Raw genomic sequence first — 26,736 nt, 5'->3', positions numbered from 1 at the left:
GGAGGGGTGCGCGATGTGCTGGACACCTTCTCCCCCGCGACCCGCGACTGGTTCCGCGGGGCCTTCGCCGCGCCCACCGAAGCGCAGCGCGGGGCGTGGGAGGCCATCGCGGCGGGCGAGCACGCGCTGGTCGTCGCGCCGACCGGTTCCGGCAAGACGCTCGCGGCCTTCCTGTCCGCGCTGGACAAGCTGGCCGTCGAAGGCGCGCCCGCGGAGGCCAAGCACCGCTGCCGGGTGCTCTACGTCTCGCCGCTGAAGGCGCTGGCCGTCGACGTGGAGCGCAACCTGCGCGCGCCGCTGGCAGGCATCCGGCAGGCCGCGCAGCGCCGCGGCAGCGCCCCACCGGACATCACCGTCGGCATCCGCACCGGAGACACTCCCGCCGACCAGCGGCGATCGTTCAACCGGACGCCGCCGGACGTGCTGGTGACCACGCCGGAGTCGCTGTTCCTGCTGCTGACCTCGGCGGCGCGCGAGTCGCTGCGCGGGATCGAGACGGTGATCGTCGACGAGGTGCACGCGGTGGCGGGCACCAAGCGCGGGGCGCACCTGGCGCTGTGCCTGGAGCGGCTGGACGAACTCCTGCCGACGCCCGCGCAGCGCATCGGGCTGTCCGCGACGGTCCGGCCGGTCGAGGAGGTGAGCACCTTCCTGGCCGGAGGGCGACCGGTCCGCACCATCCAGCCCGCGCACCCGAAGGAGGTCGAGGTCCGCGTCGAGGTGCCCGTGCCGGACATGGCCGAGCTGGGCGCGTCCAGCGGAGACGGGGCCGATCAGCAGCCGTCGATCTGGCCGTCGGTGCAGGAGCGGATCCTGGAGCTGATCCGGCAGCACCGCTCGACCATCGTGTTCAGCAACTCCCGGCGGCTGGCCGAGCGGCTGACCGCGGGGATCAACGAGCTGGCGGCCGAGGAGGAGCTCGAACCGGCCACGCGGTTCCCGGCCGAGGCGGTGGGCGGTTCCGGAGTGGCCGCCGGGGCGCCGCCGGTCATCGCCAAAGCGCACCACGGCTCGATGTCCAAGGAGCAGCGCGCCGTGGTCGAGGAGGAGCTCAAGACCGGGCGGCTGCCCTGCGTGGTGGCCACCTCCTCGCTGGAGCTGGGCATCGACATGGGCGCGGTCGACCTGGTGGTCCAGGTCGAGACACCGCCGAGCGTGGCTTCCGGGCTGCAGCGCATCGGACGCGGTGGGCACCAGGTCGGCGCGGTGTCGCGCGGCGTGGTGTTCCCGAAGTTCCGCGGCGATCTCGTCGGGTGCGCGGTCGTGTCGGAGCGGATGGCCGACGGGTTGATCGAATCGATCGCCTTCCCCCGCAACCCGCTGGACGTGCTGGCGCAGCACGTGGTGTCGATGGTCGCGATGGATCCCTGGCACCTGCCGCAGCTGGCCGCCGTCGTGCGCCGCGCCGCGCCGTTCGCCGGGTTGCCCGATTCGGCGCTGAACGCGGTGCTGGACATGCTGGCGGGCCGCTATCCGAGCGAGGAGTTCGGCGAGCTGCGGGCCCGCATCGTCTGGGACCGGGTCAACGACGAGCTGCGCGCGCGGCCGGGAGCGCAGCGGCTGGCGGTCACCTCGGGCGGCACGATCCCCGATCGCGGCCTGTTCATGGTGACCACACCGGGCGAGGACGCCGCGGGCAAGGGCGGGGTGCGCGTCGGCGAGCTCGACGAGGAGATGGTCTACGAATCGCGGGTGGGCGACACGTTCCTGCTCGGCACCTCGGCGTGGCGGGTGGAGGACATCACCCACGACCGGGTCGTGGTCACGCCCGCCCCCGGGCAGCCGGCCCGGATGCCGTTCTGGAAGGGCGATTCGCCGGGCCGTCCGCTCGAACTGGGGCGCGCGCTCGGCGCCTTCGTCCGGGAGCTGACCGGCGCGGACACCGCTGCCGCGCGGGAGCGGATCGCGGCCGCCGGGCTCGACGGCTGGGCGCAGGACAACCTGCTGTCCTATCTGGACGAGCAGCGGCGGGCCACCCGGCACGTGCCCGACGACCGGACGATCGTGGTGGAGCGGTTCCGCGACGAGCTCGGCGACTGGCGGCTGGTGGTGCACTCGCCGTTCGGGGCGAAGGTCAACGGCCCGTGGGCGCTGGCGATCGGGGCGCGGATCCGGGAGCGGCGCGGCATCGAACCGCAGGTCGCCTCCTCCGACGACGGGATCGTGCTGCGGTTGGCCGACGCGCTGGACGACTCCGGCGCGGAGGTGCTGCCGACCGCCGAGGACGTGCTGCTGCCGCCGGACGAGGTCCAGCAGGTGGTGACCGACGAGGTCGGCGGCTCGGCGCTGTTCGCCGCGCGGTTCCGGGAATGCGCGGCGCGGGCGCTGCTGCTGCCGCGACGCGATCCGCGACGCCGCACTCCGCTGTGGCAGCAGCGGCAGCGGGCGGCGCAGCTGCTCGCGGTGGCGGCGCAGTACGAGCAGTTCCCCATCGTGCTGGAGGCGATGCGGGAATGCCTGCAGGACGTCTACGACCTGCCCGGGCTGACCGAGCTGATGTCGCAGGTGGCCGCGCGGAAGGTGCGGGTTGTCGAGGTCGAGACCCCGACGCCGTCGCCGTTCGCGCGCAGCCTGCTGTTCGGCTACATCGGCATGTTCCTGTACGAGACCGACGCGCCGCTGGCCGAGCGGCGATCGGCAGCGTTGAGCCTCGACTCGACGCTGCTGGCCGAACTGCTCGGTTCCGAGGCGTTGCGGGAGCTGCTCGACGCCGAATCCCTGGAGGAGATCGAGCGGCAGCTGCAGCGGCTCGACCCGGACCGGCACGCCCGCGATGCCGAAGCCGCGGTGGACCTGCTGCGCTTCCTCGGCGATCTGTCCACTGAGGAGGCTGAAGCTCGGGGCGTGCGCGCGGAATGGCTGGCCGAGCTCGCCGAACAGCGGCGCGTGCTCCAGGTGCGAATTGCCGGGCAGGAGCGCTGGATCGCCGTCGAGGACGCGGGCCGGGTCCGCGATGCGCTCGGTGTCGCGCTGCCGGTGGGAGTGCCCGAGGCCTTCACCGAGCCGGTGGCCGATCCGCTGGGCGACCTGCTGATCCGCTACGCCCGCTGCCGCGGGCCGTTCACCGCCGATGCGGCAGCGCAGCGCTTCGGGCTCGGCGTGGCCGTGGTGCACGGCGTGCTGGACCGGCTGACCGGCACCGGACGGCTGGTCCGCGGAGAGCTGCGGCCGCTGGAAGCCGGGGGCGGGCGGGCTCTGGAGTACTGCGACGCCGAGGTGCTGCGGCGGTTGCGGCGGGCTTCGCTGGCCCGGCTGCGCGCGGAGGTCGAGCCGGTCGAACCCGCCGCGCTGGGGCGGTTCCTGCCCGCCTGGCACGGCATCGGTGCGCGGTTGCGCACGGCGCCGACGGTGGACGACGTGTACTCCGCCGTCGAGCAGCTCGCCGGTGTCCCGGTCCCGGCCAGCGGCCTGGAGTCGCTGATCCTGCCCGCGCGGCTGCCCGGCTACTCCCCCGCGCTGCTCGACGAGCTGACCGCGACCGGTGAGGTCACCTGGGTCGGATCCGGCGCCTTGGCCGGCGGGGACGGCTGGATCGCGCTGGCGCCCACCGATGTGGCCGACCTGCTGCTGCCGGACCTGCCCGAGGAGCCCGGCACCGACTCCCCGCTGCACCGGGCGGTGGTGTCCGCACTGGAGGGCGGGGCGCTGTTCTTCCGGCAGCTGGCCGACCGGGCCGGGGCGCTGCTGCTGGAACAGGACGAGAGCGTTCCCGCAGATGACGCGGTCACCTCGGCGCTGTGGGACCTGGTCTGGTCCGGCACGGTCACCAACGACACGTTGGCACCGCTGCGGTCGCTGGTGTCCGGACGCGGCGCCGCGCACAAACCGCGCCGCAGTGCGCCTCGCGGGCGCTATGCGCGGCTGCGCGCGGGACGTCCGTCGATGCCCAGCCGGAGCGGCCCGCCCACCGTCTCCGGACGTTGGTCCCTCGCGCCGCAGCCTTCGAGCGAACCGACGCGGCGGGCGCACGCCCGCGCCGAAGCGTTCCTGGAGCGGCACGGCGTGCTCACCCGCGGAGCGCTGGACATCGAGCGCGTCACCGGCGGGTTTTCGGCTGTGTACAAGGTGCTTCGGGCGATGGAGGAGTCCGGGCGCTGCCGTCGCGGGTACGTCGTCGAGGGACTCGGGGCCGCGCAGTTCGCGGTGCCCGGCGCGATCGACCGCCTGCGGGCGCTGTCCCGCGACGAAGGCGCGGGTGACGCCGTGGTGCTGGCGGCGGCCGATCCGGCTCAGCCGTACGGGGGCGCGCTGGACTGGCCCGTCGTGATGGGCGAAACCCGGCACCGGCCGGGGCGCAAGGCGGGCGCGCTGGTGGTTCTCGTGTCCGGGGAGGCGGTGTTCTACGTCGAGCGCGGCGGGAAGTCGCTGCTGTCGTTCACCGAGGACGAGTCCGCGCTGCGCGCCGCTGCGGGCGGGCTCGCGCGCGTCGTCCGCGACGGCTGGTTGGAACAGCTCTCGGTGCAGCGCGCTGACGGCGAAGGCGCGTGGGGATCACGGCTCGCGGCGATCCTCACCGAGGCAGGATTCCGCGCCACGCCGAAAGGTCTGCGGCTGCGCGCCTGACGCTGGCGGTGCCGCACTCCGGAAACGGCGTTGACCGGGTATCGAAAGCGGCGCGTTGAGCGATAAGCCGGGCATGGAAATGCACCAAGTCGTGCTGTTGGCAATAGCGTTCGCCGCAGGTGGCCTCACGCTGCGGCGCCTCGTGCGGCGGCACGGCTGGCAGGGCGGCTGGAACTTCTCCGGCCTCGTCGCCGGTGCCGCTCTGATCGGCGTCCTCACCTACTACGCGGCGTACACGGTCATGATCATCGTGCTCGCCGTCCTCTTCGTCATCGCCTGAGCACCGGACGCGGTGCTGCGACCTCCAGCCCGCGAGCGGCCCGCCATCGGGAATTTTCCGGCTTTTCCCGATCATCGAGCGAGCACTGCTCGATACTCGGCGCGTGAACCCGTACTTGATCTCGCTGTTCGCCATCGCCCTGGCGACCGGCGGGTGGACCTTCCACCGCAAGGTTCGACGGCACGGCTGGCGGAACGGCTGGCGCCTGACCGGCGCGATCATCAGCTCCGCACTGGTCGCGGTCCTCGTCTTCTACGCGGCCTTCCTGATCTCGATACTGCTGCTCGCAGGGCTCTTCTCCCTCTGGGGGTGATCGATCGCCGCGCCGGAGAGCCCGGCCTCGCGCAGGAACGAGGCCGGGCCGTCCACTCCGGAGCACGGTGCGAGCAACCGATCACGCTTGCTGCGCAACGGTTTCCGCCCCGCGATCAGCGCGTGGCGAGCTGGAGCAGCCCCCACAGCTGGGCCACCGCGTCCGGGTCCCCGCTGATCTCCACCGCGCGGTTGGGCAGCCGGCCCCACATCCACAGGTAGACCGCCGCCGCATCACCGCCCACCACCGCATCCGGCGTCGTGGCCGCCACGTCGTCCGAGCCGACCACGGCGGTTCCGCGCTGGTCCGCGGTGACCAGCCAGTTGCGGCCGGTCACGTGCACGCCCACCGAGCAGGCGCGACTCGCCGTGATGCCGAGCGCCTGCAGCCGGTAGCCGAACCACGCCCGCAGCACCTCGTCGACGCCGTCGGCCGCCACGTCGGCTTCGATCTCGGTCCGCGCCACCCCCGCGGCGGTCTGCACGTCCACCCGGTGCACCGTGGTCGCGTGCAGCATCCGGCGCAGCCAGAACCGCACCTCGTGCTGCTCCGGCCACCAGGTCGGGCACGGGTCGTGCGGTGGCCGGGAACCGAACTCCGCCAGCAATCCGGCCAACCGGACCGCGAACCGGCTGGTCACCTCGCGCAGCTCGGGCCGCTCCGGCAGCTGCCACGGCCGCTCGACCTCCGCCGACCCCAGCCAGCACAGCGCGTCCTCGCACAGATCGCCCAGGTGCCGGATGGTCTGCCCCAGCGTCCGCCCGGAAGCGCTCCACACCGGCGCGTCCGGGTGCGCATCGTGCGTCGCCGCGGTGAGCAACTGCGCCTCGATGCCGAGCAGGTCCAGCATCCGCCCGTAGTCCAGTCCCAAGTCAGTGCCGTTCACCGCGCCACCCCCAACAAACTCCGCCCGACTATCTCCAGGAATTCCCGGCTGCGCGCCAACAGGGCGTCGGCGTCGAGCCAGGTGATCGTCGGCGCCCCGGCCTCGGCGGCCGCGCGCCGGTCCGATCGCGCCGCGAAGTAGGCCGCCCATTCCCGCAGTTCCGGGGCGGCCCCGGTTAACAGCGTCCACACGCTGGCCGGTCGGCTCCGCTCGCGCTGCCAGGAGCGGGCCACCACCACCGCGGTGGCCGCGCGCAACGCGGCCACGTGGGCGGCCGCGTACCGCTCACCGGGCCGGTCCGCCTGCTCCGCTTCGTGCAGGCAGGTTCGGGCGTTGAGCAGCAACGACAGCGAACCCGCCGGGGTTTCCGCCTCGGGGGTCGGGCCCTGGTCCTCCACGGAGCTACGCGGAGCGGGAATCGAGAGATCGGTGGAAAAAGACATCGGCGCTCTCCTCTGCAACGACGAAGCCGTCCACGCCCACCCGGGCACCGCGCGCCGCCCGGCGTCCTTCGCCGGCCAGCAGGTCCGAGGCGGCAGGCCCGGCGGCGGGGCGCTTCCCCCACTCCACCGCCGGACCTTGCGTTCGAACTGGAGTCCATCGAACCCGTGTTCGAACATCTCCAGATTAGCGCGCTCGGGCGATCGACTCAAGCAATGCGCCGTAGCTCACCTGTTCGAGGCACTACCAGGAAAGATGATCACCCGAAGGGACGAATCGAACACCCGGTGACCGCCTCGCCACCCGGAACGCACGCCAGGAACGACCGCGCTCCCGCAACCGGCTAGTGTTCGGCCGTGACCGCCGCCCCGCCACCCCGCTGCGACCGGATCGCCGAGCTGACCGCCGACCAGTTCCAGGCCCGGCTGCCCGAAGCCCTGCAGATCTACGTGACCGCGATGGGCTACCCACCCGCCACCGCCCAGCAGCGCGCCCCGATGTGGTCGGCGCACATGCAGCGCGCCGGCTGGCGCTGCATCGGCGCGTTCAGCGAGCAGGACCAGCTCATCGGCATCGGCTACGGCTATCTCGGCGCTCCCGGCCAGTGGTGGCACGAGCAGGTCCGGCGCGGCCTGCTCAGCAGCGGCGCGGAGATCGGCGACTGGCTGGACGACTACTTCGAGCTGACCGAGCTGCACGTGCACCCGGCCGGTCAGGGCGCGGGCATCGGCGAGCGCGTCCTGCGCCGGCTGCTGACCGGCGCCCCGGGCAACAAGGTCCTGCTGTCCACTCCGGAGGGCCCGACGCGCGCCTGGCGGCTGTACCGCCGGGTCGGCTTCACCGACGTGCTGCGCAACTACCGGTTCACCGGGGACCCGCGCCCGTTCGCGGTGCTCGGCCGCTCGCTGCCGCTCGAAGAGAGCTGACCCGATCACACGTACGGAGCAAAACCCGAAGCTCTTTCACGAAATCCTTGCCGATCACCCGGTGATCGTCTTCACTGCGTTACCAGCAGGTGGCGACGGTGGAGGTGCCGATGGGCCGGGTGGGAGCGCTCCGCAGAGCGGGCGGGATCGCGTTGTCGGTGCTGGCGGGGCTCTCGTTGAGCGTCGTCCCGGCGGCGGCCGAGGAACCCGCGTACCAGCACTACGTCGCCCTCGGCGACTCGTTCACCTCCGGCCCGCTGATCCCGTGGATGCGCCTGGACCCGCTGCTGTGCGGGCGGAGCACGAACAACTACCCGGCGCTGCTGGCGCGCGAGCTCGAACCGGCGGAGTTCACCGACGTCAGCTGCGGCGGCGCGGACACCGCCGACATGACCAGCGCCCAGGACTGGTACGCCGGACCGCAGTTCGACGCGCTCACCCCGGAAACCGACCTGGTCACGCTGGGCATCGGCGGCAACGACTCCAGCGTCTTCGGCGACGTCATCGCCACCTGCTCCGCTCTGCGCGCCACCGATCCGGTCGGCTCGCCGTGCCGCGAGCACTTCGCCGTCGACGGCGGTGACGACCTCGAACGGCGCATCGAGATCACCGGGCACCGCGTGGCGGAAGTCGTGCGCGGCGTGCAGGAGCGATCACCGCGGGCCCGGATCCTGGTCATCGGCTACCCGCGCATCGTGCCGCCCAGCGGGTACTGCCCGGACGTCATCCCGATCGCCGACGGCGACTACCGCTACGCCGACGAGATCGAGCAGCAGCTCAACGCCGCGATCGCCGGTGCCGCCGAGCGCACCGGCGTCACCTTCGTCGACACCTACGGCCCGTCGCTGGGCCACGACGCCTGCGCCACCGCCGGCGCGGCCTGGATCAACGGACAGCACCTGAGCCCGGTGGCGGCGCCGTACCACCCGTTCGCATCGGCGATGGCCGCGCAGGCCAGCATCATCGCCGACGTCCTGGACGGCGAAGCCCCGAACGTCGTCGAAGCCGAGCGAGCGGCCGAACGCGCCGCGCGTGAAACCGAGCGCGCCCCGGACCAAGCGGCGGCCCGCGCCCAGCTGACCGAGCACGCGCCCTGGTGAAGCGCGCGGGGCACCCGCAACGGGTGCCCCGCACTCCTCCTCAGAGCCTCGCGAGCTGTTCGCGGAGGGTGTCGAGGCCCATGCCGCCCATGCGCAGGGCCGTCGTGTGGAACTCCTTGACGTCGAAGTTCGCGCCGTGGCGCTGCTTCGCGTCGTCGCGGGCTGCGCGCCAGAGGCGCTCGCCGAGCTTGTACGACGGGGCCTGGCCGGGCCAACCCAGGTAGCGGTCGATCTCGTCGCGGACGTGCTGCGGATCGGTGATCGTCCGGTTCAGCATGAACTCCAGGCCCAGCTCCGGCGTCCAGCGCTCGCCCTCGTGGAAACCGGTGCCCGCCGGGATCTCCAGCTCCAGGTGCATGCCGATGTCGACCACCACGCGCGCCGCGCGGAACAGCTGGTCGTTGAGCATGCCCAGCAGGTCGCCGTCGTCCTGCAGGTAGCCCAGCTCGCGCATCAGGCGCTCGGCGTAGAGCGCCCAGCCCTCGCCGTGGCCGGACACGAAGCAGGCCAGCCGCTGGAACTTGTTCAGCCGCTGCGCTTCGTGCACCGCGGTCGCCACCTGCAGGTGGTGGCCGGGGACGCCCTCGTGGTAGACGGTGGACACCTCGCGCCAGGTCGGGAAGTCCTCCTTGTCGGCAGGCACCGACCACCACATCCGGCCGGGCCGGGAGAAGTCGTCGGTGGGCCCGGTGTAGTAGGCGCCGACGCCGCCGCCCGGCGGGGCGATGCGGCACTCCAGGTCCATCAGGGCGTCCGGGATGTCGAAGTGCGTCCCGCGCAGGTCCCGCAGCGCCTGGTCGGACAGCCGCTGCATCCACTCCTCGAACGCCTGCTGGCCGCGCACCTGGTAGCGCGGGTCGGCGTCGAGCACCGCGGCCGCCTCGGCCAGCGTCGCGCCCGGCTTGATCCGGTTCGCGATCTCCTTCATCTCCGCCTCGATGCCGGCGAACTCCGCCCAGCCCCACTCGTAGGCCTCGCGCAGGTCCAGCCGGGCGCCGGTGAAGTACCGCGACCACAACCGGTACCGCTCCTCGCCGACGGCGTCCTTCTCCGGCGCCTCCGGCAGCAGGTCGCCGCGCAGGAAGTCGGCGAGCCCGGCGTAGGCCTCGGCCGCCGACTCCGCCGCCGCGTCGAGGTCGCGGCGCAGCGATTCGTCCACGCCCTCGGCGCGCGCCACCATCGCCGCGAAGAACGACTGACCGCCGCGCCCGGACCAGGTGTCGCACTGCTCGGCGACCTTGGTGATCTGCCGCACCGCCGAGACGTTGCCGTCCGCGGCCGCCGACAGCAGCCCGGCGCGCAGGCCCAGCAGCGCCTCGGGCACCACCGACAGCCGGCGGGCGATGGTGTGCCACTGCTCCGGGGTGTCGGTCGGCATCAGGTCGAAGACCTGCCGCAGCTCCTGCGCGGGCGAGGCGATCACGTTCAGCGCGGACATGTCCGCACCGATCTCGTGCAGCTCCAGGTCCAGCCCCACCCGCTCGGTGAACACCGCCTTCGCGATGCGCTCCGAGTCGTCGCGCGGCTCGGCGGCTTCCACCGCCGCCAGGCTGCGGCGGGCCAGCTCGGCCCGGGCCCGGTGCCCGTCCGGCGAGTAATCGGTCAGTTCTTCTTCGCCACCTGGCACACCCAGGTAGGTCGCGGCGATCGGGTCGAGCGCGGCCAGCTCGTCGACGAACCGGTCGCTGATCTCGTGCACGCCGTCGTGGTCAACTCCCATGCCCGCCACGCTATCGCGCGCGATCGAGGAGCACGCCACTGCGACGAGAGGGGTTTCGCAGTCGGCAAAATCGGCCGCCGGATGCGAAGATCGCCCACGTGGAGGCCACCGGATCCCGCCGCCGCGCGGCATCGCTGCTGGTGCTGATCACCGTGCTCGGCACGCTGCTCAGCGGGTGCCTGCGCGTCAACGCCTCGCTGAACGTGTCCGGAGAGGACCTGGTGTCCGGCGAAGTGCTGGTGACCACCGAGTCCCTCGACGGACAGGCCCCGTTCGAGCTGCGGCCGCCGGACGCGCTGGCCGACCGGGTCGAGATCGTGCCGTTCCGCGCCGAGAACCGCGTCGGTTCCCGGCTGTCGTTCCACGACCTGAGCTTCGCCGAGGTCGAGACACTCGCCGGGGCGCTGAGCCAGTCCGATTCGCGGTACCGGCTGAACCTGTCCCGCTCCGGCTCGCTGGTGATCGTGGACGGATCGGTGGACCTGACCCCGCTGGCCGACACCGATTCCGCGGTGGACCTCAAGGTCAGCGCACCGGGCGAGATCACCAACACCAACGGCCAGGAATCGGCGGGCACGGTGACCTGGGCGCTGGAGCCGGGCACGGTCACCGAGCTGTCGGCGATCTACCAGTACTCGAACTCCTCGGGCGGCGACTGGATCGGCTGGGCGCTGCTGGTCGGAGCCCTCACCCTCATCGCGGCGGCGCTGGTGGCGGTGCTGGCCCTGCGCACCCACCTCCGCAACCGCGCGGAGCAGAACGCCTGACCCCGGGTCAGAGGCCGAGGTCGGAGACCACCTGGCACGTCGCTTTGGAGCGGTTGAGCGTGTAGAAGTGCAGCGCGGGCACGCCTTCGGCGATCAGGCGCTCGCACAGGCGGGTCACCACCTCCACCCCGGCCTGCCGGAACGCGGCCGGGTCGTCGGCCAGCGGGAGCAGCCGGTCGGAGATCGCCGCGGGCACCGGAACCCCGGCCAGCTCGCCGAACTTCGCCAGCACCCGCGGCGTCGTGATCGGCATGACGCCGGGCAGCAGCGGCGCGTCGCAGCCGCGCGCGGCCAGCCGGTCGCGCAGCCGCAGGAAGTACTCGGGATCCAGGAACAGCTGGGCGATGGCGAACCCCGCACCGGCGCGGATCTTGCGGACCAGGTGGTCGGCGTCGGTGTCGAGGTCGGCCGAGCGCGGGTGCCCGTGCGGGAAGGCCGCCACGCCGACGCAGAAGTCGCCGAGGTCGCGGACCAGCCGCACCAGCTCCTCGGCGTACTCGAGCCCCTCCGGGTGGCTGATCCACTCGCCGTTGGGGTCGCCGGGCGGGTCGCCGCGCACCGCGAGCACGTTGCGCACTCCCGAGGCGGCGTACCAGCCGATGACGTTGCGCAGCTCGGCCACCGAGTGGTCGACGGCGGTCAGGTGCGCCATCGGGGTCAGCGTGGTCTCCTGCGCGATGCGCCCGGTGGTGCGGATGGTGCGGTCCCGGCTGGAACCGCCCGCGCCGTAGGTCACCGACACGAACGCCGGGTCCAGCGGCTCCAGCTCGCGCACCGCCCGCCAGAGGACGCGTTCCTCCTCGTCGTTGCGCGGCGGGAAGAACTCGACCGAGAAGGTCGTCCGCCCGGTTCCCAACCGGTCCACCACCGTCATGGGAGTCAGAATAGAAGGCTGTCCGACGTACTCGGCCTGCGTGGCGGTGATCAGCGCTCACCTGGACTCCGGGATCCCGGACTGCGCGCGGGCTGTCATCGACAGGCGAGCGCTGAGAACCCGCGGCGGTGCGAGCTTCGGAGGTGCGCTGAACGCCTTCGGCGCTTCAAGAACGAGGAAACCCGGCTACGCTCCGGAGTCTTCCCAACGACTGCGAGCGAACGGGTAGCCCGGGCAGCCGAAGCCGAACGCCATCGCGGAGGATGGTGGGGTGCCTCCATCACAATCGGTTACCGCGCAAGCAGCCAGCAAGGACACCGTCGTGGAGTCGAGCCTTCCCGAACAGGTCCAGCGGGAGCTGACCGAATTCCTGCGGGCCCGCCGCGACGAAGCGGCCGACCTCGACCCGGCTTTCGGCACCGCGGTCGCCGAGCTGGCCGACTTCGTGCTCAGCGGTGGCAAGCGCATCCGCCCGACGTTCGCCTGGTGGGGCTGGCGCGCCGCCGGTGGCGGCGACGAGGGCCCGGCCGCGATCGCGATGCTGCGGGCGGCCAGCGCCCTGGAGCTGCTGCAGGCCTGCGCACTGGTGCACGACGACCTCATCGACGAGTCCGACACCAGGCGCGGCAACCCGACCGTGCACCGCAAGTTCGAGCAGGTCCACCGGGAGTCCGGCTTCGCGGGCGACGACCGCCAGTTCGGCATGGCGGGCGCCGTGCTGCTGGGCGACCTGGCGCTGTCCTGGGCCGACGACATGCTGCACAGCGCGGGGATCCCGCCCGCCGCGCTGAACCGGGCGCTGCGGCCGTGGCGCGCGATGCGCACGGAGGTGCTCGCCGGGCAGTACCTGGACGTGCTCGGCCAGGTCCGCGGCGACGAGTCCCCGCAGGCCGCGCTGCGGATCTGCCAGCTCAAGGCCGCGTCCTACACGGTGCAGCGCCCGCTGGAGGTGGGCGCCGAGATCGCCGGGGCGAGCCCGGCGGCGCTGGAGGCGTTGCGCCGGTTCGGCTCCGACATCGGTGTCGCCTTCCAGCTGCGCGACGACCTCCTCGGCGTCTTCGGCGACCCCGAGGTGACCGGCAAGCCCGCGGGCGACGACCTGCGCGAGGGCAAGCGGACGCTGCTGATCGCCGAAGCCGCGGCCACCGCTCTCAAGCAGGGCGACCAGGAGGCCCTGGACCTGCTGCACGGCGTCCTCGGCGACCCCGACCTGGACGAGCAGCGCGTCGAGCAGGCGCGGCAGCTGCTCACCCGGCTCGGCGCGGTGGCCGCGGTGGAGAAGCAGATCACCGACCTGACCGGGTCGGCGCTGCTCGCGCTGCACAGCGCCGACCTGGCCGAACCGGCCGCGTCGCGGCTCGCCGAGCTGGCCGTCGCCGTCACCGACCGCACCCGCTGATGCGCACCACCACCGGCCGCAGCGACCACGTCCTGGTCCTCGGCGCCGGCCTCGCCGGGCTCACCACCGCGCTGCACCTGGCCGGGGCCGGTCGGCAGGTGACGGTGGTGGAGCGCGCGCCGCTGCCCGGCGGCCGCGCCGGGCTGCACCGGCTGGAGGGCTACCGCATCGACACCGGCCCGACCGTGCTGACCATGCCGGAGCTGGTCGACGAAGCGCTGCACGCGGTCGGCAGCTCGCTCGCCGAGCGGCTCGACCTGGTTCCGCTGCACCCGGCCTACCAGGCGCGCTTCGCCGACGGTTCGGTGCTGGACGTGCACACCGACGGCGAAGCCATGGAGCAGGAGGTGCGCCGCTTCGCCGGACCCGCGGAGGCGGCCGGGTACCGGCGGCTGCGGGGCTGGTTGACCGAGGTGTACCGGGCGGAGATGCACCGGTTCATCGACGCCAACTTCGACTCGCCGCTGGACCTGGTGTCACCGGAGCTCGCCCGGCTGACCGCGCTGGGCGGCTTCGGGCGCCTGGGACCGGCCGTCGGACGTTTCCTCGGCGACGAGCGGTTGCGCCGGGTGTTCTCGTTCCAGGCGCTCTACGCGGGCCTCGACCCGCGCCGCGCACTCGCCCTGTACGCGGTCATCTCGTACATGGACACCGTCAACGGCGTGTGGTTCCCGCGCGGTGGGATGCACGCGGTGCCCCGTGCGCTCGCCGACGCGGCGACCGAGGCAGGCGTCGCGTTCCGCTACGACACCGAGGTCACCGACCTGGAGCGGCGGGGCGACCGGATCGTCGCAGCGCGCACGGCGGCCGGTGAGCGGATCAGCGCCGACGCGTTCGTGCTCACCCCGGACCTGCCGGTGGTGCACCGGTTGCTCGGGCACCGGCCGCGGCGGCGGCTGCGCTGGTCGCCGTCGGCCGTGGTGCTGCACGCGGGGACCACGCGCAACTGGTCCGAGGCGCACCACACGATCTCCTTCGGCGCGGCCTGGGACCGGACGTTCACCGAGATCATCCGCGACGGCACCCTGATGAGCGATCCTTCGCTGCTGGTGACGCGGCCGACGACGACCGATCCGTCGCTGGCACCGGAGGGCCGCGACCTGCACTACGTGCTGGCGCCGTGCCCGAACCTGGCCACCGCGCGATTCGACTGGGAGCGCGTCGGCCCCGCCTACCGCGACGAGCTGCTGCGCACCTTGGAGCGGCGCGGATTCACCGATTTCGGTGCCTCGATCGAGGTGCAGGAGCTGGTCACGCCCGCCGACTGGGCCGCCCAGGGCCATGCCGCCGGGACGCCGTTCTCCGCCGCGCACACCTTCCCGCAGACCGGCCCGTTCCGGCCGCGCAACCTGGTCCGCGGCCTGGACAACGTCGTGCTCGCCGGATCCGGGACCACACCGGGCGTCGGCGTGCCCCCGGTCCTGATCTCCGGGAAGCTGGCGGCTCGGCGCATCACCGGGTCGTGAGCGCGCAACGCCGCTGGAGCAACTGCTGCGCGCTCACGACCGGACCGACCTCAGAAACCCATGGCCTGGGCGCGGCGCTTGACCTCGCGGCCGCGGTCGCCGCGCAGGGCGTCGATCGGAGTTCCCGGCAGCGTGTCGTCCGGGGTGAACAGCCAGCGCAGGATCTCGTCCTCGTGGTAGCCGGAGTCCCGGAGCAGGGTGATCGTGCCAGGCAGGCCCTTCACTATCTCGTTGCCGGTCAGGAACGCGTCGGGCACGCCGAGCACGGCGTCGCGGCGCAGGGCCAGCAGATGTCCATCACGAATCAGTTGGTGCACCCGGGTCACGGACCGCCCGAGCCGTTCGGCGACGGCCTCCAGCGGAACGACCTCCACATCGGGAGCGAGCACATCCGGGGCAGCTGGGATCGCACTCACGCTGCACACCTTGCCACATCGGACCGACCGACGCCGAGCACCGCCAGCACGGAGATCCCCGCCCCGCGCGTTCGGCGCCGTCCTACGATCAAGATCATGACCGTTCCCACCACCTGGCCCCGGCGTGTCGTCCGCACCTGCCACAATCGTGGTCGGAACGGTTACCCGGCGGTTGGCGGACGATGACTTCAGAGACACGGCGAGGACGCGGCGCGAGCCTCGTCGGAGCCATGCTCGAACGCCGGTACCGGGTCGACGCGCTGATCGCCCGCGGTGGCATGTCCACCGTCTACCGGGGCCTGGACACCCGCCTGGACCGGCCGGTGGCGATCAAGGTCATGGACGCGCAGTACTCCGGCGACCGGTCGTTCGTGGAGCGCTTCGAGCGCGAGGCGCGGGCCGCGGCCAAGCTGCACCACCCCGACATCGTGGCCGTCTACGACCAGGGCGTGGACCACGGCACCGGCGAGGAGCACGTCTTCCTGGTGATGCAGCTGGTCGAGGGCTGCACGCTGCGCGACCTGATCATGGATCGCGGCCCGCTGCCGCTGGCCACGGCGCTGAGCGTGATCGAGCCGGTGCTCTCCGCTCTGGAAGCCGCGCACCGGGCCGAGATGGTGCACCGCGACGTCAAGCCGGAGAACGTGCTGATCGGCACCGACGGCTCGGTCAAGGTCGCCGACTTTGGGCTGGTCCGCGCGGCCGCCGAGGCGGGCACGACCAGCGGCAGCGTCATCCTCGGCACCGTCGCCTACCTCTCCCCCGAGCAGGTCACCACCGGTGCCGCCGACGCGCGCACCGACGTCTACGCCGCCGGGATCGTGCTCTACGAGATGCTCACCGGCCGGCCGCCCTACGTCGGCGACACCGCGCTCTCGGTGGCCTACCGGCACGTGAACGACGACGTGCCGCCGCCGGTCGAGCAGGTGCCCGACCTCCCGCCGGCCATCAACGACCTGGTGGTGCGCGCCACCCGCCGCGATCCGGCGCAGCGCCCGCAGAGCGCCGAGGCGTTCCTCGTGGAGGTGCGGCAGGCGCGCACCGAGCTCGGCATCCCGCTGGCCCCGGTGCCGGTGCCGGAGTCCGCCGAGAGCACCACCCTGATGCCCAAGGTCACCGACGACGATCCGCCGACGGCGCAGATCCCGGTCGTCCAGGACGCGCCGCCGCCGGTGCAGCCGCAGCGCACCCGGGCGATGCTGCGCCCGGCCACCGGTGACGACTACACGCAGGAGATGGCGCCGGTCCCGGCGGCCGGGCCCGCTCCGCAGCGCCGGCGCGGGCGCCGGACCGTCGCGATGTGGACCGCGATCGTCCTGGTGCTCGCCGCCCTCGTCGGCGGGGCCGCGTTCTGGCTCGGACTGGGCAGCTACGTCGACGTGCCCAAGCTCGTCGGCGAGCAGGAGGCGGCGGCGCAGGAAGCGCTCGCCGCCGTCGAGCTGAGCGGCAACGTGACCAGGGAGAACGACAACGACGTGCCGGAAGGCGTGGTGATCAGCTCGAACCCCCGCGAGGGTTCGCAGGTGCGCACCGGCAGCACCGTCGACCTGGTGGTGTCGCTGGGCAAGCCCAAGGTGCCGGAGATCACCGAAGGCATGCCGCTGGCCGAGGCCGAGAGCCTCATCCGCAACGCGAAGCTGCAGCCGAAGCACGACGAGTCCGCCGACCAGTTCCACACCACCGTGCCGGAGGGCCGGGTCATCAGCACCGACCCGGCGCCGGGCACGCCGCTGAACATCAGCAGCCAGGTGTCGCTGATCGTCAGCAAGGGACCGCCGCCGGTGCCGGTGCCCGACGTGCGCGGGATGAGCCGCGACGACGCCTTCGCCACCTTGAGCAACGCCGGATTCGAGCCCTACGAGCTGGGCAAGGAGTTCGACGCCGACGTGGCGGCCGACCACGTCATCAGCACCGATCCGGCGATCGGCGAAGAGGTCCGGCTGGTCGGCAGGCCGCGGATCGGGGTGCTGCTGTCGAACGCGGTGACGGTTCCCAGCCTCACCGGGGGCACCGTGGAGGAAGCGCAGCAGAAGGCGCAGGAACTCGGGCTGGTCCTCAACGTCACCTCGATCTTCCCGCGGGACAACATGCGGGTCCTGACCCAGTACCCGTTCGCCGAGTCGCGCGTCGAGCCCGGAAGCGAGATCCACGTAACGGCGTTGTGATGTGATCCTGATCTCCATCGGGTTGCGTAACGTTTTCCCGATGTGGGATCTACCTGCGGCTACTCGGCCCCGGAATCCACCCGATCGGTGGCCGTGCGGCCGATCTTTCCTGGTCACAGGTGGCGCGCCGAGCCGTTGTGGAAATATTGGGAGCACGATGCCCCCGACTGTTTCCACCGAGTCGGCACCCGACTGGTCCGAGCGGACCAACAACACGACAGCCGACCAGGCCACCGGCGAACGGCGCGAGAGCCGTCCGCTGCCCCTGCGCACCATCGCACTGGGCGCGATCGGCTCCGTGCTGCTGCTGATCGGTTCCTTCGGTGCGGGCGGAACGCTCGTGCACGACCCGGTCCTCGGCACCGGTCCGCTGTCGGTGCTGCGCTACGGGCACGGCCGCGACGTCGCGGTCACGGTGGTCTACATCGGGTTCGCGCTGCTGGTGTGGGCGTGGGTGCGGCTGGGCCGCGGTGTGCTCGCCCACCTGGTGACCTCCCGCGGCGTGCTGTGGGCGGCGGTCGCCTGGCTGCTGCCGATGCTCATCGCCCCGCCGCTGTTCACCCGCGACGTCTACAGCTACCTGGGCCAGGGGCTGCTGGCGCTGCACGGCCTCGACCCCTACGGCGTCGGACCGTCCGCGCTCACCGGCCCGATCCCGGAGAACGTGCACCCGACCTGGCAGACCACGCCCGCGCCGTACGGGCCGCTGTTCATGGGCGTGGCCAAGGGCGTGCTGCTGCTGGCCGGGCACGACATCATCGCCAGCGTCATCGTGATGCGGCTGGTGCTGCTGGGCGGCCTGGTGCTGCTGATCTGCGCGCTGCCCGGGCTGGTGCGCCACCTCGGCGGCCGGTTGCCGGTCGCGCTGTGGCTGGTCGCGGCCAGCCCGATGACCGTGGTGCACCTGGTCGGCGGCCCGCACAACGACATGCTGATGATCGGACTGCTCGCGGTCGGCACGCTGCTGGTGCTGGAGGGCCGCCACGTCAGCGGCATCGCGCTGGCCTCGGCGGCGATGGCGATCAAGGCCACCGCCGGACTGGCGCTGCCCTTCCTGGTGTGGATCTGGGCGTCCCGGCTGACCGGCCCGCTGTGGCGGCGGTTCCTGCGCGCGGTGTTCCCCGCGCTCGGGGTGTTCGCGGTGGTCTTCGGGGCGTGCACGCTGCTGGCCAAGGTCGGGTTCGGCTGGCTGTCCGCGCTGTCGGCGCCCGGCATGATCGTCAACTACCTGTCCGCGCCGACGGCCGTGGGCCAAGCGGTGCACAGCCTGGTCTCGCTGTTCGGCGAGACCAACATCTGGCCGTTCGTGGGCACCACCCGCACGCTCGGCTCGGTGCTGCTGGTGGCGATCCTGGCGTGGAACTGGTGGCAGGCCCGCGAAGGCGGCCCGGAGGCGATCCGCCGCGCGGCGATCGTCCTGTGCTTCGGCGCCTTCCTGTCGCCGGTCCTGCTGCCCTGGTACACGACCTGGGGCCTCGCGCTGGGCGCGGCGTTCGCCTGGACCCCGCGCGCCCTGTCCTACGTGGTCGGGGCCTCGATCGCGCTGGTGCTGGCGTACTACCCGGACGGCGAGCAGGCGATGTACAACTGGCCGTTCGTGGCGGTGGGCATCGGCGCGGCCGTGCTCGGCGCGCTGTCCCTGGTCCGCTACGACCCGCTGGGCCTCAGTCCCGCCTTCGGGAGCCTGTCCCGGGCGCAGTCCGCAGCGCGCCGATAGCCGCTTCGACCGCAGTCACCCCGGCCAGGTCCCGGTGGTGCACGAGGAACAGGGTGCGGTGCTGCTCCGGCCTCGCAGCCGCGACGTGAACCCGCGGGTCCTGGAACGCGGTCAGGGCGAGCTGCGGCAGCAGTGCGACCCCAGCCCGGCGGCCACCAACGCCTGGGTGACCACGTAGTCGTCGGTGCCGTGGTGGATCTCCGGGTCGAAACCGGCTGACCGGCACACCTCGACGAGGTTCGCGGTGCACGACTCGCAGCCGCCGATCCACCGCTCCTCGCGCAGCTCCGCCAGCTCGACCACCTCGGCCCGGCGCGGGCTGTCGGCGGGCAGGACCACGCGGAGCTGTTCGGTTCCGAGCGGCAGCCACACGAGGTCCGGGTCCTGCTCCGGGGAGCCGTGGGTGAAGACCATCGCCAGTTCCGCACCGCCGGTGGACACCAGCCGGATCGCCTCCGGCGGCTCGGCTTCGTGCAGTCGGACGGTCAGGCCGGGATGTTCCGCGCGCAGCGCCGTGACCGTTGCCGGGACCAGGGTCGCCGAGGCGGACGGGAATGCGGCCAGCCGCAGCGTGCCCGCCCGCAGCTCGACCAGCTCGGCCAAGTCCTCCTCCGCCGCGCGCAACCGGGCGGAGAGCGCCTCGGCGTGCCGTGCGAGCACCTGCCCGGCCTCGGTGAGCCGCACCCCGCGCGGGTGGCGCAGCACCAGGGCGGTGCCCGCCTGACGCTCCAGCTGCCGCAGGTGCTGGCTGACCGCGGGCTGGGTCCAGCCGAGCGCCCGCGCAGCGGCGCCGAGCGAGCCGGCTCGCACGATCTCCCGGAAGACCAACAACCGCTGCGCGTCCACGCCCCAAGTTTCCCTTGGGCCGGTGCCAAGCAAGACCGGGCTACCGCCGCGTGCGGAACCCGGAGAAGCTGTCGGCGAGGTCGTTCGGCGAAGCGCAGGAGGGCACATGCGGACCATCGGGATGCTCGGCGGGATGAGCTGGGAATCCTCGGCCGAGTACTACCGGCTGCTCAACGAGGGCAGCCGCGGTCGGCTCGGCGGGCACCGCACGGTGCCGACCGTGCTGTTCAGCGTCGACTTCGCCGAAGTCGCGGCCATGCAGGAAGCCGGGGCGTGGGAGCAGGCGGGCGCGTTCCTCGCCGATGCCGCCCGCCGGGTGCAGCGGGCCGGAGCCGATCTGATCGTGCTGTGCACCAACACCATGCACCAGGTCGCCGACACCATCGAGAAGGCCGTCGACGTGCCGTTCGCGCACATCGTGGACGCCACCGCGCAGCGGATCGCGGCCGCCGGCCACCGGAAGGTCGGGCTGCTGGGCACCCGCTACACCATGGAGCTCGACTTCTACCGGGCCAGGATGCGCGACCGGCACGGCATCGAGGTCGTCGTGCCGTCCGAGCCCGACCGCACGCTGGTGCACGACGTCATCTACCGGGAGCTGACCCGCAACCGCGTCGAGGACGGCTCACGCGCGCAGTACGTCCGGGTGATCCGGGAGCTGGCGGATCGCGGTGCCGAAGCGGTGGTGCTGGGCTGCACCGAGATCACCCTGCTGATCGGCCAACAGGACAGCCCGCTACCGCTGTTCGACTCCACCCGGCTGCACGTCGAGCACGTCCTCGACCTCGCCCTGAGCTGAAGGAGGGCCTGGAACCAGCGGCTCCAGGCCCTCCTCCGCAGCGGTTCAGCCGCGGAGCATCTCCGCGACCAGGAACGCCAGCTCCAGCGACTGCTGGGTGTTCAGGCGCGGGTCGCAGGCCGTCTCGTAGCGGCCCGAGAGGTCGGCGTCGGAGATCTCCTGCGCGCCGCCCACGCACTCCGTGACGTCCTCACCGGTCAGCTCGATGTGGATGCCGCCGGGGTGGGTGCCGAGGCGGTGGTGCACCTCGAAGAAGCCCTGCACCTCGTCCACGATCCGGTCGAAGTGGCGGGTCTTGTAGCCGGTGCTGGCCTCGTGGGTGTTGCCGTGCATCGGGTCGCACTGCCAGATCACCTGGTGACCGGACGCGGTGACCTTCTCCACGATGGCGGGCAGCACGTCGCGGACCTTGCCGTTGCCCATCCGGCTGATCAGGGTGAGCCGGCCCGGCTCGTTGTTCGGGTCCAGCCGCTCGACGTACTCCACGGCCTGCTCCGGCGTGGTGCCGGGGCCGATCTTGATGCCGATCGGGTTGGAGATCAGCTCGGCGAAGGCGACGTGCGCGCCGTCGAGCTGGCGGGTCCGCTCGCCCACCCACAGGAAGTGGCCGGACAGGTCGAACAGGCGCGGCTTGTCGCCGGTGGTGTCCAGCCGCAGCATGGCGCGCTCGTAGTCCATCACCAGCGCCTCGTGGCTGGCGTAGAACTGCACCGCGTGCAGGCTGGAGTCGTCGACGCCGCAGGCCGCCATGAAGCGCAGGCCGCGGTCGATCTCGGCGGCCACCGACTCGTAGCGCTCCCCGGCCGGGGAGTTGAGCACGAAGTCCTTGTTCCAGTCGTGCACCTTGGTCAGCGCGGCCATCCCGGCGCTGGTCAGCGCGCGGGAGAGGTTCATCGCGGCGCTGGCGTTGGCGTAGGCGCGGATCAGCCGCGACGGGTCGTGGCGGCGCGCGGCCTCGGTGGCGACCAGCGAGTTGATCATGTCACCGCGGTAGGACGGCAGGCCCAGCGCGTCGGTGTCGCTGGAGCGCGGCTTGGCGTACTGCCCGGCGATGCGGCCGAGCTTGACCACCGGCATGCTCGCGCCGTAGGTCAGCACGACGGCCATCTGCAGCAGGGTGCGGATGTTGCCGCGGATGTGCGGCTCGGTGTTGTCCGCGAAGGTCTCCGCGCAGTCGCCGCCCTGGAGCAGGAAGGCCTCCCCGCGCGCGACCGCCGCGAGGTGCTGGCGCAGCTGGTCGACCTCGGAGGGCACGGTCACCGGAGGAACGCTCTCCAGCACCTTCCGGACGTTGTTCGCCTGCTCCTGGTCCGGCCACTTGGGCTGCTGGGCGGCCGGGCGGCTCAGGGCGTCGTCCAGCCGGGCGCGCATCTCGGGCGGCAGCGGCGGGAGTTCGGGCAGGTCATCCACGGGGACGTCAACGGTCCAGTTCACGCATCCAGAATAGGCGGTCCGCGCCAGTGCTTTTACTCCGGGAAGCCGGTCCCACCATGCGGAAGCCCAGCCGGGCTCGATTCAGTAGGCGCCGCCGAGCCTGCGGTGGTCCCAGCTGATCGTGCGGGTCGGGGTGAACCGCAGGCCGACCCGCTTGGCGGCCTTCGCCCGCAGGGCGGCCCGGGCCTGCTCGTCGCTGAAGTCCAGCGGGGACGCCGTGCCGTAGCGCACGGCCAGCCCCGACCCGATCCGCTCCACGTCCTCGGCCGACTCGAGCAGCTCCACGTCGCACTCCAGCGACACCCCGCGCAGCTCGGCGTACTCGGTCCCGGTCTCCAGCAGCAGCGTGGCGCGCGGGTCGCGGCGCAGGTTCAGCGTCTTCTGCGAGCGCGCGTAGGACCACACCTCGATCACCGGCCCGTTGTGGACGAACCACATCGGCACCAGGTGCGGTCGCCCGTCGGCCTTCACCGTGGCCAGCACCACGACCCGCCGCTGGTCGACGAACTCGACGATCTCCTCGTCGGACATGGTGATCTGGCCGCGCCGGGACATGGGCCGCTCCGTTCCTCGGCCGGTAACGGCGATCTTGTTCCGGCGCGACCCACCACGTCAACACCGCACCGCGCAGAACGCCAGCCGCAGATCACGTGAAGCATCCCGAAACCAACCCAGACACCCAGGGTGATCACTATTATGCGTTCCGTGCAACGCAGAGAGGAGCTGCCGTGACGCGCACGCGGTGGGAGCCGGTGGAGGCGCAACCGGAGCGCAAATCGGTGGCGCAGCGGTTGTGGCCGATCGGAATCGTCGCGGACATCGCAGCTGTGGTCACGCTCGTGACCGGCTCAAGGACGATCCTCGCGGTGGTCGTCGCCGCAGTAGCGCTGGTACTCGGCGTGGTGCACCTCGCGGCAAGCCTGGGCAAACCCGTCGACCGATGGGTCATCGTGTCAGTCGCCGGGATAGTGGCAGGTGCTGTCGTGATCACCGCTGTTGTCACGCAGTCCCTGCACGCTTTGACCACCCAACCCACCGGCCAGGCCATCAGCGACTCGCCGCCCCAATCCTCGTCGAACCCCGCCGAACCGACCACCCCTCCGCCCTCAACGAACTCGACACCGACGACCTCGCCATCGACACCGATCGGCTCCCATCCGACTTCGCCCGCGATCAAGCGCGAGACCGGCACCGATCCCATCGTGTTGACCAGCGGATACTCACTGGACCTGGACTCGGAAGAACCGATTTGGGTCGCCAAGAAGACCGGGGAATCCTCCGGGCACGACCTTGAGAACAGCTCCGGCTACGTCTATGCGGCAGATGACCTCGCACCCGCCGCAGCAGACTCCACCTTCGAGGACTGCGTGCGCGCCGGTTACGTCGACTACCTCTCCTCGAGCGACCTCGAAACGGGTTCTGCGTTCTGCGTGAAGACGACCAGCGGCACCTACGCGCGAGTCGTCGTTCGCGACAGCCAGGACTACGCCACGCAGCTCACCCTCGACGTCGTCGTCTGGAACAAGCCGAGCTAGCTCGCGGTCTCCTTCTCCCGCTGCCACGCGGCCTCGACCGCGTCGGCGTCGTAGCCGACCGGCTCCCAGCGCTTGGCCAGCAAGGCCACCAGGCCCATCAGCGGCGCGAGGGCGATCACCCAGAACACGCCGCTGCCGAGCGCCGCGCTGAGCACCGGGAAGAAGAACAGCGCGAGCGTGGAGCCGACCCGCAGGGTGCCCTGGTTGAAGCCGATGCCGGTGCCGCGCATGGTCGTCGGGTAGCTCAGCGAGGCGAAGCTCATGAAGTGCGCGCCCGGCCCGGAGGCCTGGGCGAACATGAACGCGCCCAGCGCGAAGATCGCGAACAGCACGTAGGCGGTGGCCGAGGGCTTGCCGATGAGCGCCAGCACCACCAGCGACGTCAGCTGCACCGCGAAGCCCAGGAAGGTCATCCTCCAGGCGCCGGCCTTGTTGGCCAGCCGGATGCCGAGGAATCCGCCGGTGACCGCGAAGACCAGGTTGAGCACCAGCGATGCGGTGATGGTGTTCAGCGCGCCCTGCGCCAGGATGCTGGCGATGATGATCGGCAGGCCGTAGGCGACCGCGTTGTAGCCGAAGGTCTGGGCCAGGCCGATGGCCAGCGCCTGGGCGGTCCGGGCGCGGTAGCGGGGCTCGAAGAGCCGGGCGAAGTCGCGCAGGCCGCGGCGCTCGGCCTTCTGCTGCTCGGGCACCTCGGCGTCCGGGGCCACCACCGCGTTGACGCCGTAGGACTTGCGCAGGATCTCCGCGGCGCGCTCCAGATCGCCCTGGTTGGCCGCCCAGGACGGCGATTCGTTCATGTACTTGTTGCGCACCAGCAGGATCACGATGGCGGGCACCGCGCCGAAGCCGACGGTGAACCGCCACAGCAGGTCGTGGTGCTCGTCGGGCAGCGCGAAGTACAGCCCCATGATCACCAGGTAGCAGGCGCTGGTGGCCACGTACCAGGCGGGCGACCAGGCGGCGGTGCGCGATCCCTTGCTGCCCTTGCCCTTCAGCCGGGAGAACTCGGCGAGGAAGGCCATGGCCACCGGGATGTCCATGCCGACGCCGAAGCCCATCAGGAACCGGAAGAAGATCAGCACCTCCATGTTCGGCGCGAGCGCGCAGCCGAGCGCGGAGACCACGAAGAACAGCATGTCGGCCATGAACACCCGGTAGCGGCCGAGCCGGTCCACCAGGACGCCGCCGAGCCAGGCGCCGAAGATCGCGCCGACGCTGATGGAGGCGGTGACCGCGCCCGCACCGGCCGGGGACAGGCCGAACTGCTGCTTGATGTCGGTGATGCCGTAGGCCAGCGAGGTCAGGTCGTAGGCGTCGAGGAAGATGCCGCCGAGCGCCAGCAGCACGATCATCCTCGCGTGGCTGCCCCGAGCAGCACCGGAGTTGACCAGATCGGTGACGTCCCGAGCCGAGCGGATGAGCACCTGCTCCCCACCGGCCACCGGTTGCGTGGACACTGCTTCCCCTTCGCGTCGAAGAACCTGCGAGGCGAAGGGAGCGCACGGCGCGAGCACCCGTGCACGGCCCCGACGCCCGATCGCGAGGGATTAGCCTAACTGGTGGAACAGCTGCGTCCACATGCTGGAACACCGCAGGTCTCGCACCACGCCCCCGGCGAGAGTTGTGCAATTTCAATTGAAATCACACGTGTGATTTCAATTGAAATTGCACAACCACGCGGCGCGGCGCTGGGTGGTGGGGGTTGGAGGTGGCGTTGGGCCGCAGCTTCGGGTTCGGCTGCGGCCCAACGGGGTGGGGCGGGCGGAGGACAGCCCGGCCTCCGCCCGGGGAGATCAGCCGAAGAGCACTTCGGCCTCCGCGTAGCGCTCCAGGGGGACCGTCTTGAGCCGGGCGGTCGCCTCGCTCAGCGGGACCCGGACGATGTCCGTGCCGCGGAGCGCGACCATCTTCCCGAAGTCGCCCTCGGTGATCGCGTCGATGGCGTGCAGGCCGAAGCGGGTCGCCAGCACCCTGTCGTAGGCCGTCGGGGTGCCGCCGCGCTGGACGTGGCCGAGCACCACCGCGCGGGACTCCTTGCCGGTGCGCTTGGCGATCTCGTCGGCCAGCCAGGTGCCGACGCCGCCCAGCCGGACGTGGCCGAAGGCGTCGCGCTCACCGGTGACCAGCAGTTCCTTGCCGCCTTCCGGCACCGCGCCCTCGGCGACCACGATGATCGGCGCGTACTGCCGCTCGAAGCGCTGCTCCACCCACTCGCAGACCCGCTCGACGCTGAACGGCTGCTCCGGCACCAGGATCACGTTGGCACCGCCGGCCAGGCCGGAGTGCAGGGCGATCCAGCCCGCGTGGCGGCCCATCACCTCCACCACCAGCGCGCGGTGGTGCGATTCCGCCGTGGTGCGCAGCCGGTCGATGGCCTCGGTGGCGATGTGCACCGCCGTGTCGAAGCCGAAGGTGTAGTCGGTGGCGTCCAGGTCGTTGTCGATCGTCTTCGGCACCCCGACCACCGGCACCCCGTCGTGGGTGAGCTGCTCGGCGACGCCGAGGGTGTCCTCGCCGCCGATCGCGATCAGCGCGTCCACCCGGTGCTCGGCCAGGGTCGCCTTCAGCCTGGCGATGCCGTCGTCGATCTTGTACGGGTTGGTCCGCGAGGAGCCGAGGATGGTGCCGCCGCGGCTGAGGATGTCCTCGACGCGGTCCAGGGTGAGCGGCGTGGTCAAGCCCTCCACCGGCCCCAGCCAGCCGCTGCGGAAGCCCAGGACCTCGTGCTGGTGCACGGAAATCCCCTTGCGGGTAGCCGCCCGGAGCACCGCGTTGAGACCGGGGCAGTCGCCGCCCCCGGTGAGCACTCCGACACGCATTCCAGCGGGCATGGTTCTCGCCGCCTCCTCAGTGAGCCAGTTGTGATCGAGGTCTCCCCCGAGCACAGCCTGACATGAACTGGATCGTTGCAGCAAGTAACCGCGTATTTACCATTCGAAGTCGTCGCCCGCCTGGGAACGGACGAACCGCTCAGAACCTGTCGGCGCAGCCGTCCACGCCTCACGAGCGGCGTCAGTGCGCAGCTCGCACCGCCGCGGGTTCTGAGTGGTTCCCTGGGCGGGGCGGCCCCTCCGCCGTGCACTCGG

General features: G+C 71.9%; 22 protein-coding genes. 12 read left to right on the top strand and 10 right to left on the bottom strand.

Features of this window, described 5'->3' with window-relative positions; translation table 11 throughout:
• The first annotated feature begins 6 nt into the window (after positions 1–6).
• The 3 genes from C4T78_RS23340 (at position 7) to C4T78_RS23330 (ending at position 5,156) form a co-directional block, all read left to right on the top strand.
• The gene (locus C4T78_RS23340; protein WP_093357924.1) at positions 7–4,563 is read left to right on the top strand and encodes an ATP-dependent helicase; all 4,557 of its coding nucleotides are present in this window, start codon (positions 7–9) and stop codon (positions 4,561–4,563) included.
• 73 nt (positions 4,564–4,636) lie between these two features.
• Positions 4,637–4,843: a hypothetical protein gene (locus C4T78_RS23335; RefSeq protein ID WP_093357923.1), complete on the top strand. Its 207-nt coding sequence runs from the start codon at positions 4,637–4,639 to the stop codon at positions 4,841–4,843.
• 103 nt (positions 4,844–4,946) lie between these two features.
• On the top strand, positions 4,947–5,156 hold the full coding sequence (locus C4T78_RS23330; RefSeq protein WP_093357922.1) for a hypothetical protein: 210 nt from the start codon (positions 4,947–4,949) through the stop codon (positions 5,154–5,156).
• A gap of 115 nt (positions 5,157–5,271) precedes the next feature.
• Here C4T78_RS23330 and C4T78_RS23325 read toward each other — a convergent pair whose 3' ends face one another.
• Positions 5,272–6,042 (bottom strand): maleylpyruvate isomerase N-terminal domain-containing protein, encoded by a 771-nt coding sequence (locus C4T78_RS23325; protein ID WP_235863848.1) that lies wholly within the window; start codon positions 6,040–6,042, stop codon positions 5,272–5,274.
• Complete coding sequence (locus C4T78_RS23320) at positions 6,039–6,485, bottom strand: SAV_6107 family HEPN domain-containing protein (protein ID WP_093357921.1); 447 nt, start codon at positions 6,483–6,485, stop codon at positions 6,039–6,041. The genes C4T78_RS23325 and C4T78_RS23320 overlap by 4 nt, the downstream gene beginning before the upstream one ends.
• A gap of 354 nt (positions 6,486–6,839) precedes the next feature.
• Between C4T78_RS23320 and C4T78_RS23315 the strand changes: the two genes are divergently transcribed.
• Entirely contained in the window at positions 6,840–7,409 is a 570-nt protein-coding gene (locus C4T78_RS23315) for a GNAT family N-acetyltransferase (protein WP_093357920.1), read from the top strand.
• Between the two features lie 110 nt (positions 7,410–7,519).
• Entirely contained in the window at positions 7,520–8,509 is a 990-nt protein-coding gene (locus C4T78_RS23310; protein ID WP_093357965.1) for an SGNH/GDSL hydrolase family protein, read from the top strand.
• A 40-nt stretch (positions 8,510–8,549) separates the two neighbouring features.
• On the opposite strand, the gene C4T78_RS23305 is transcribed toward C4T78_RS23310, so the two are convergent.
• Positions 8,550–10,229 (bottom strand): DUF885 domain-containing protein, encoded by a 1,680-nt coding sequence (locus C4T78_RS23305; RefSeq protein WP_093357919.1) that lies wholly within the window; start codon positions 10,227–10,229, stop codon positions 8,550–8,552.
• A 98-nt stretch (positions 10,230–10,327) separates the two neighbouring features.
• On the opposite strand from C4T78_RS23305, the gene C4T78_RS23300 reads away from it, so the two are divergent.
• Positions 10,328–10,996, top strand: coding sequence for a DUF3153 domain-containing protein (locus C4T78_RS23300; RefSeq protein ID WP_093357918.1), 669 nt, complete (start codon positions 10,328–10,330; stop codon positions 10,994–10,996).
• A gap of 7 nt (positions 10,997–11,003) precedes the next feature.
• Here the strand turns inward: C4T78_RS23300 and metF are convergent, their stop codons facing one another.
• Positions 11,004–11,870, bottom strand: coding sequence for a methylenetetrahydrofolate reductase [NAD(P)H] (metF, locus tag C4T78_RS23295; RefSeq protein ID WP_093357917.1), 867 nt, complete (start codon positions 11,868–11,870; stop codon positions 11,004–11,006).
• Between the two features lie 322 nt (positions 11,871–12,192).
• On the opposite strand from metF, the gene C4T78_RS23290 reads away from it, so the two are divergent.
• Positions 12,193–13,269 carry a polyprenyl synthetase family protein gene (locus C4T78_RS23290; RefSeq protein WP_093357916.1) on the top strand — a complete coding sequence of 359 codons (1,077 nt, stop codon included), beginning with the start codon at positions 12,193–12,195 and terminating at the stop codon, positions 13,267–13,269.
• On the top strand, positions 13,269–14,735 hold the full coding sequence (gene crtI / locus C4T78_RS23285) for a phytoene desaturase family protein (protein WP_093357915.1): 1,467 nt from the start codon (positions 13,269–13,271) through the stop codon (positions 14,733–14,735). Before C4T78_RS23290 ends, crtI begins: the two co-directional genes overlap by 1 nt.
• Positions 14,736–14,785: 50 nt before the next feature.
• On the opposite strand, the gene C4T78_RS23280 is transcribed toward crtI, so the two are convergent.
• On the bottom strand, positions 14,786–15,151 hold the full coding sequence (locus C4T78_RS23280; RefSeq protein WP_211841171.1) for an Rv2175c family DNA-binding protein: 366 nt from the start codon (positions 15,149–15,151) through the stop codon (positions 14,786–14,788).
• Positions 15,152–15,381: 230 nt separating this feature from the next.
• Between C4T78_RS23280 and pknB the strand changes: the two genes are divergently transcribed.
• Both pknB and mptB read left to right on the top strand, forming a co-directional pair.
• Positions 15,382–17,316, top strand: coding sequence for a Stk1 family PASTA domain-containing Ser/Thr kinase (gene pknB / locus C4T78_RS23275; RefSeq protein ID WP_093357914.1), 1,935 nt, complete (start codon positions 15,382–15,384; stop codon positions 17,314–17,316).
• Between the two features lie 157 nt (positions 17,317–17,473).
• On the top strand, positions 17,474–19,033 hold the full coding sequence (gene mptB, locus C4T78_RS23270) for a polyprenol phosphomannose-dependent alpha 1,6 mannosyltransferase MptB (RefSeq protein WP_093357913.1): 1,560 nt from the start codon (positions 17,474–17,476) through the stop codon (positions 19,031–19,033).
• A gap of 111 nt (positions 19,034–19,144) precedes the next feature.
• Here mptB and C4T78_RS23265 read toward each other — a convergent pair whose 3' ends face one another.
• Positions 19,145–19,879, bottom strand: a complete 735-nt coding sequence (locus C4T78_RS23265) for a LysR family transcriptional regulator (protein WP_177247800.1) — start codon at positions 19,877–19,879, stop codon at positions 19,145–19,147.
• 106 nt (positions 19,880–19,985) lie between these two features.
• On the opposite strand from C4T78_RS23265, the gene C4T78_RS23260 reads away from it, so the two are divergent.
• Positions 19,986–20,678, top strand: a complete 693-nt coding sequence (locus C4T78_RS23260; RefSeq protein ID WP_093357912.1) for an aspartate/glutamate racemase family protein — start codon at positions 19,986–19,988, stop codon at positions 20,676–20,678.
• 45 nt (positions 20,679–20,723) lie between these two features.
• Here the strand turns inward: C4T78_RS23260 and C4T78_RS23255 are convergent, their stop codons facing one another.
• Together C4T78_RS23255 and C4T78_RS23250 are read right to left on the bottom strand one after the other, a co-directional pair.
• Positions 20,724–22,112 (bottom strand): class II 3-deoxy-7-phosphoheptulonate synthase, encoded by a 1,389-nt coding sequence (locus C4T78_RS23255; RefSeq protein ID WP_093357911.1) that lies wholly within the window; start codon positions 22,110–22,112, stop codon positions 20,724–20,726.
• 81 nt (positions 22,113–22,193) lie between these two features.
• Positions 22,194–22,667 (bottom strand): pyridoxamine 5'-phosphate oxidase family protein, encoded by a 474-nt coding sequence (locus C4T78_RS23250; protein ID WP_093357910.1) that lies wholly within the window; start codon positions 22,665–22,667, stop codon positions 22,194–22,196.
• Between the two features lie 173 nt (positions 22,668–22,840).
• Here C4T78_RS23250 and C4T78_RS23245 point away from each other — a divergent pair, with 173 nt between their 5' ends.
• Positions 22,841–23,647 (top strand): hypothetical protein, encoded by an 807-nt coding sequence (locus C4T78_RS23245; RefSeq protein WP_093357909.1) that lies wholly within the window; start codon positions 22,841–22,843, stop codon positions 23,645–23,647.
• On the opposite strand, the gene C4T78_RS23240 is transcribed toward C4T78_RS23245, so the two are convergent.
• Positions 23,644–25,107: an MFS transporter gene (locus C4T78_RS23240; protein ID WP_093357908.1), complete on the bottom strand. Its 1,464-nt coding sequence runs from the start codon at positions 25,105–25,107 to the stop codon at positions 23,644–23,646. The genes C4T78_RS23245 and C4T78_RS23240 overlap by 4 nt on opposite strands.
• A gap of 336 nt (positions 25,108–25,443) precedes the next feature.
• Entirely contained in the window at positions 25,444–26,469 is a 1,026-nt protein-coding gene (locus C4T78_RS23235; protein WP_093357907.1) for a 6-phosphofructokinase, read from the bottom strand.
• Between the last annotated feature and the right edge of the window lie 267 nt (positions 26,470–26,736).

The organism is Saccharopolyspora kobensis (genome assembly GCF_900108315.1).
GTDB lineage: Bacteria > Actinomycetota > Actinomycetes > Mycobacteriales > Pseudonocardiaceae > Saccharopolyspora > Saccharopolyspora kobensis.
This window is presented reverse-complemented; position numbering and strand designations above follow the sequence as displayed.

What these genes read in the sequence shown, in the direction of transcription:
- C4T78_RS23335 (WP_093357923.1), top strand. Translation starts at nt 4,637, where the DNA reads ATGGAAATGCACCAAGTCGTGCTGTTGGCAATAGCGTTCGCCGCAGGT.
- C4T78_RS23320 (WP_093357921.1), bottom strand. Translation starts at nt 6,485, where the DNA reads ATGTCTTTTTCCACCGATCTCTCGATTCCCGCTCCGCGTAGCTCCGTG.
- C4T78_RS23310 (WP_093357965.1), top strand. Translation starts at nt 7,520, where the DNA reads ATGGGCCGGGTGGGAGCGCTCCGCAGAGCGGGCGGGATCGCGTTGTCG.
- C4T78_RS23305 (WP_093357919.1), bottom strand. Translation starts at nt 10,229, where the DNA reads ATGGGAGTTGACCACGACGGCGTGCACGAGATCAGCGACCGGTTCGTC.
- metF (WP_093357917.1), bottom strand. Translation starts at nt 11,870, where the DNA reads ATGACGGTGGTGGACCGGTTGGGAACCGGGCGGACGACCTTCTCGGTC.
- crtI (WP_093357915.1), top strand. Translation starts at nt 13,269, where the DNA reads ATGCGCACCACCACCGGCCGCAGCGACCACGTCCTGGTCCTCGGCGCC.
- pknB (WP_093357914.1), top strand. Translation starts at nt 15,382, where the DNA reads ATGCTCGAACGCCGGTACCGGGTCGACGCGCTGATCGCCCGCGGTGGC.
- mptB (WP_093357913.1), top strand. Translation starts at nt 17,474, where the DNA reads ATGCCCCCGACTGTTTCCACCGAGTCGGCACCCGACTGGTCCGAGCGG.
- C4T78_RS23260 (WP_093357912.1), top strand. Translation starts at nt 19,986, where the DNA reads ATGCGGACCATCGGGATGCTCGGCGGGATGAGCTGGGAATCCTCGGCC.
- C4T78_RS23250 (WP_093357910.1), bottom strand. Translation starts at nt 22,667, where the DNA reads ATGTCCCGGCGCGGCCAGATCACCATGTCCGACGAGGAGATCGTCGAG.
- C4T78_RS23235 (WP_093357907.1), bottom strand. Translation starts at nt 26,469, where the DNA reads ATGCGTGTCGGAGTGCTCACCGGGGGCGGCGACTGCCCCGGTCTCAAC.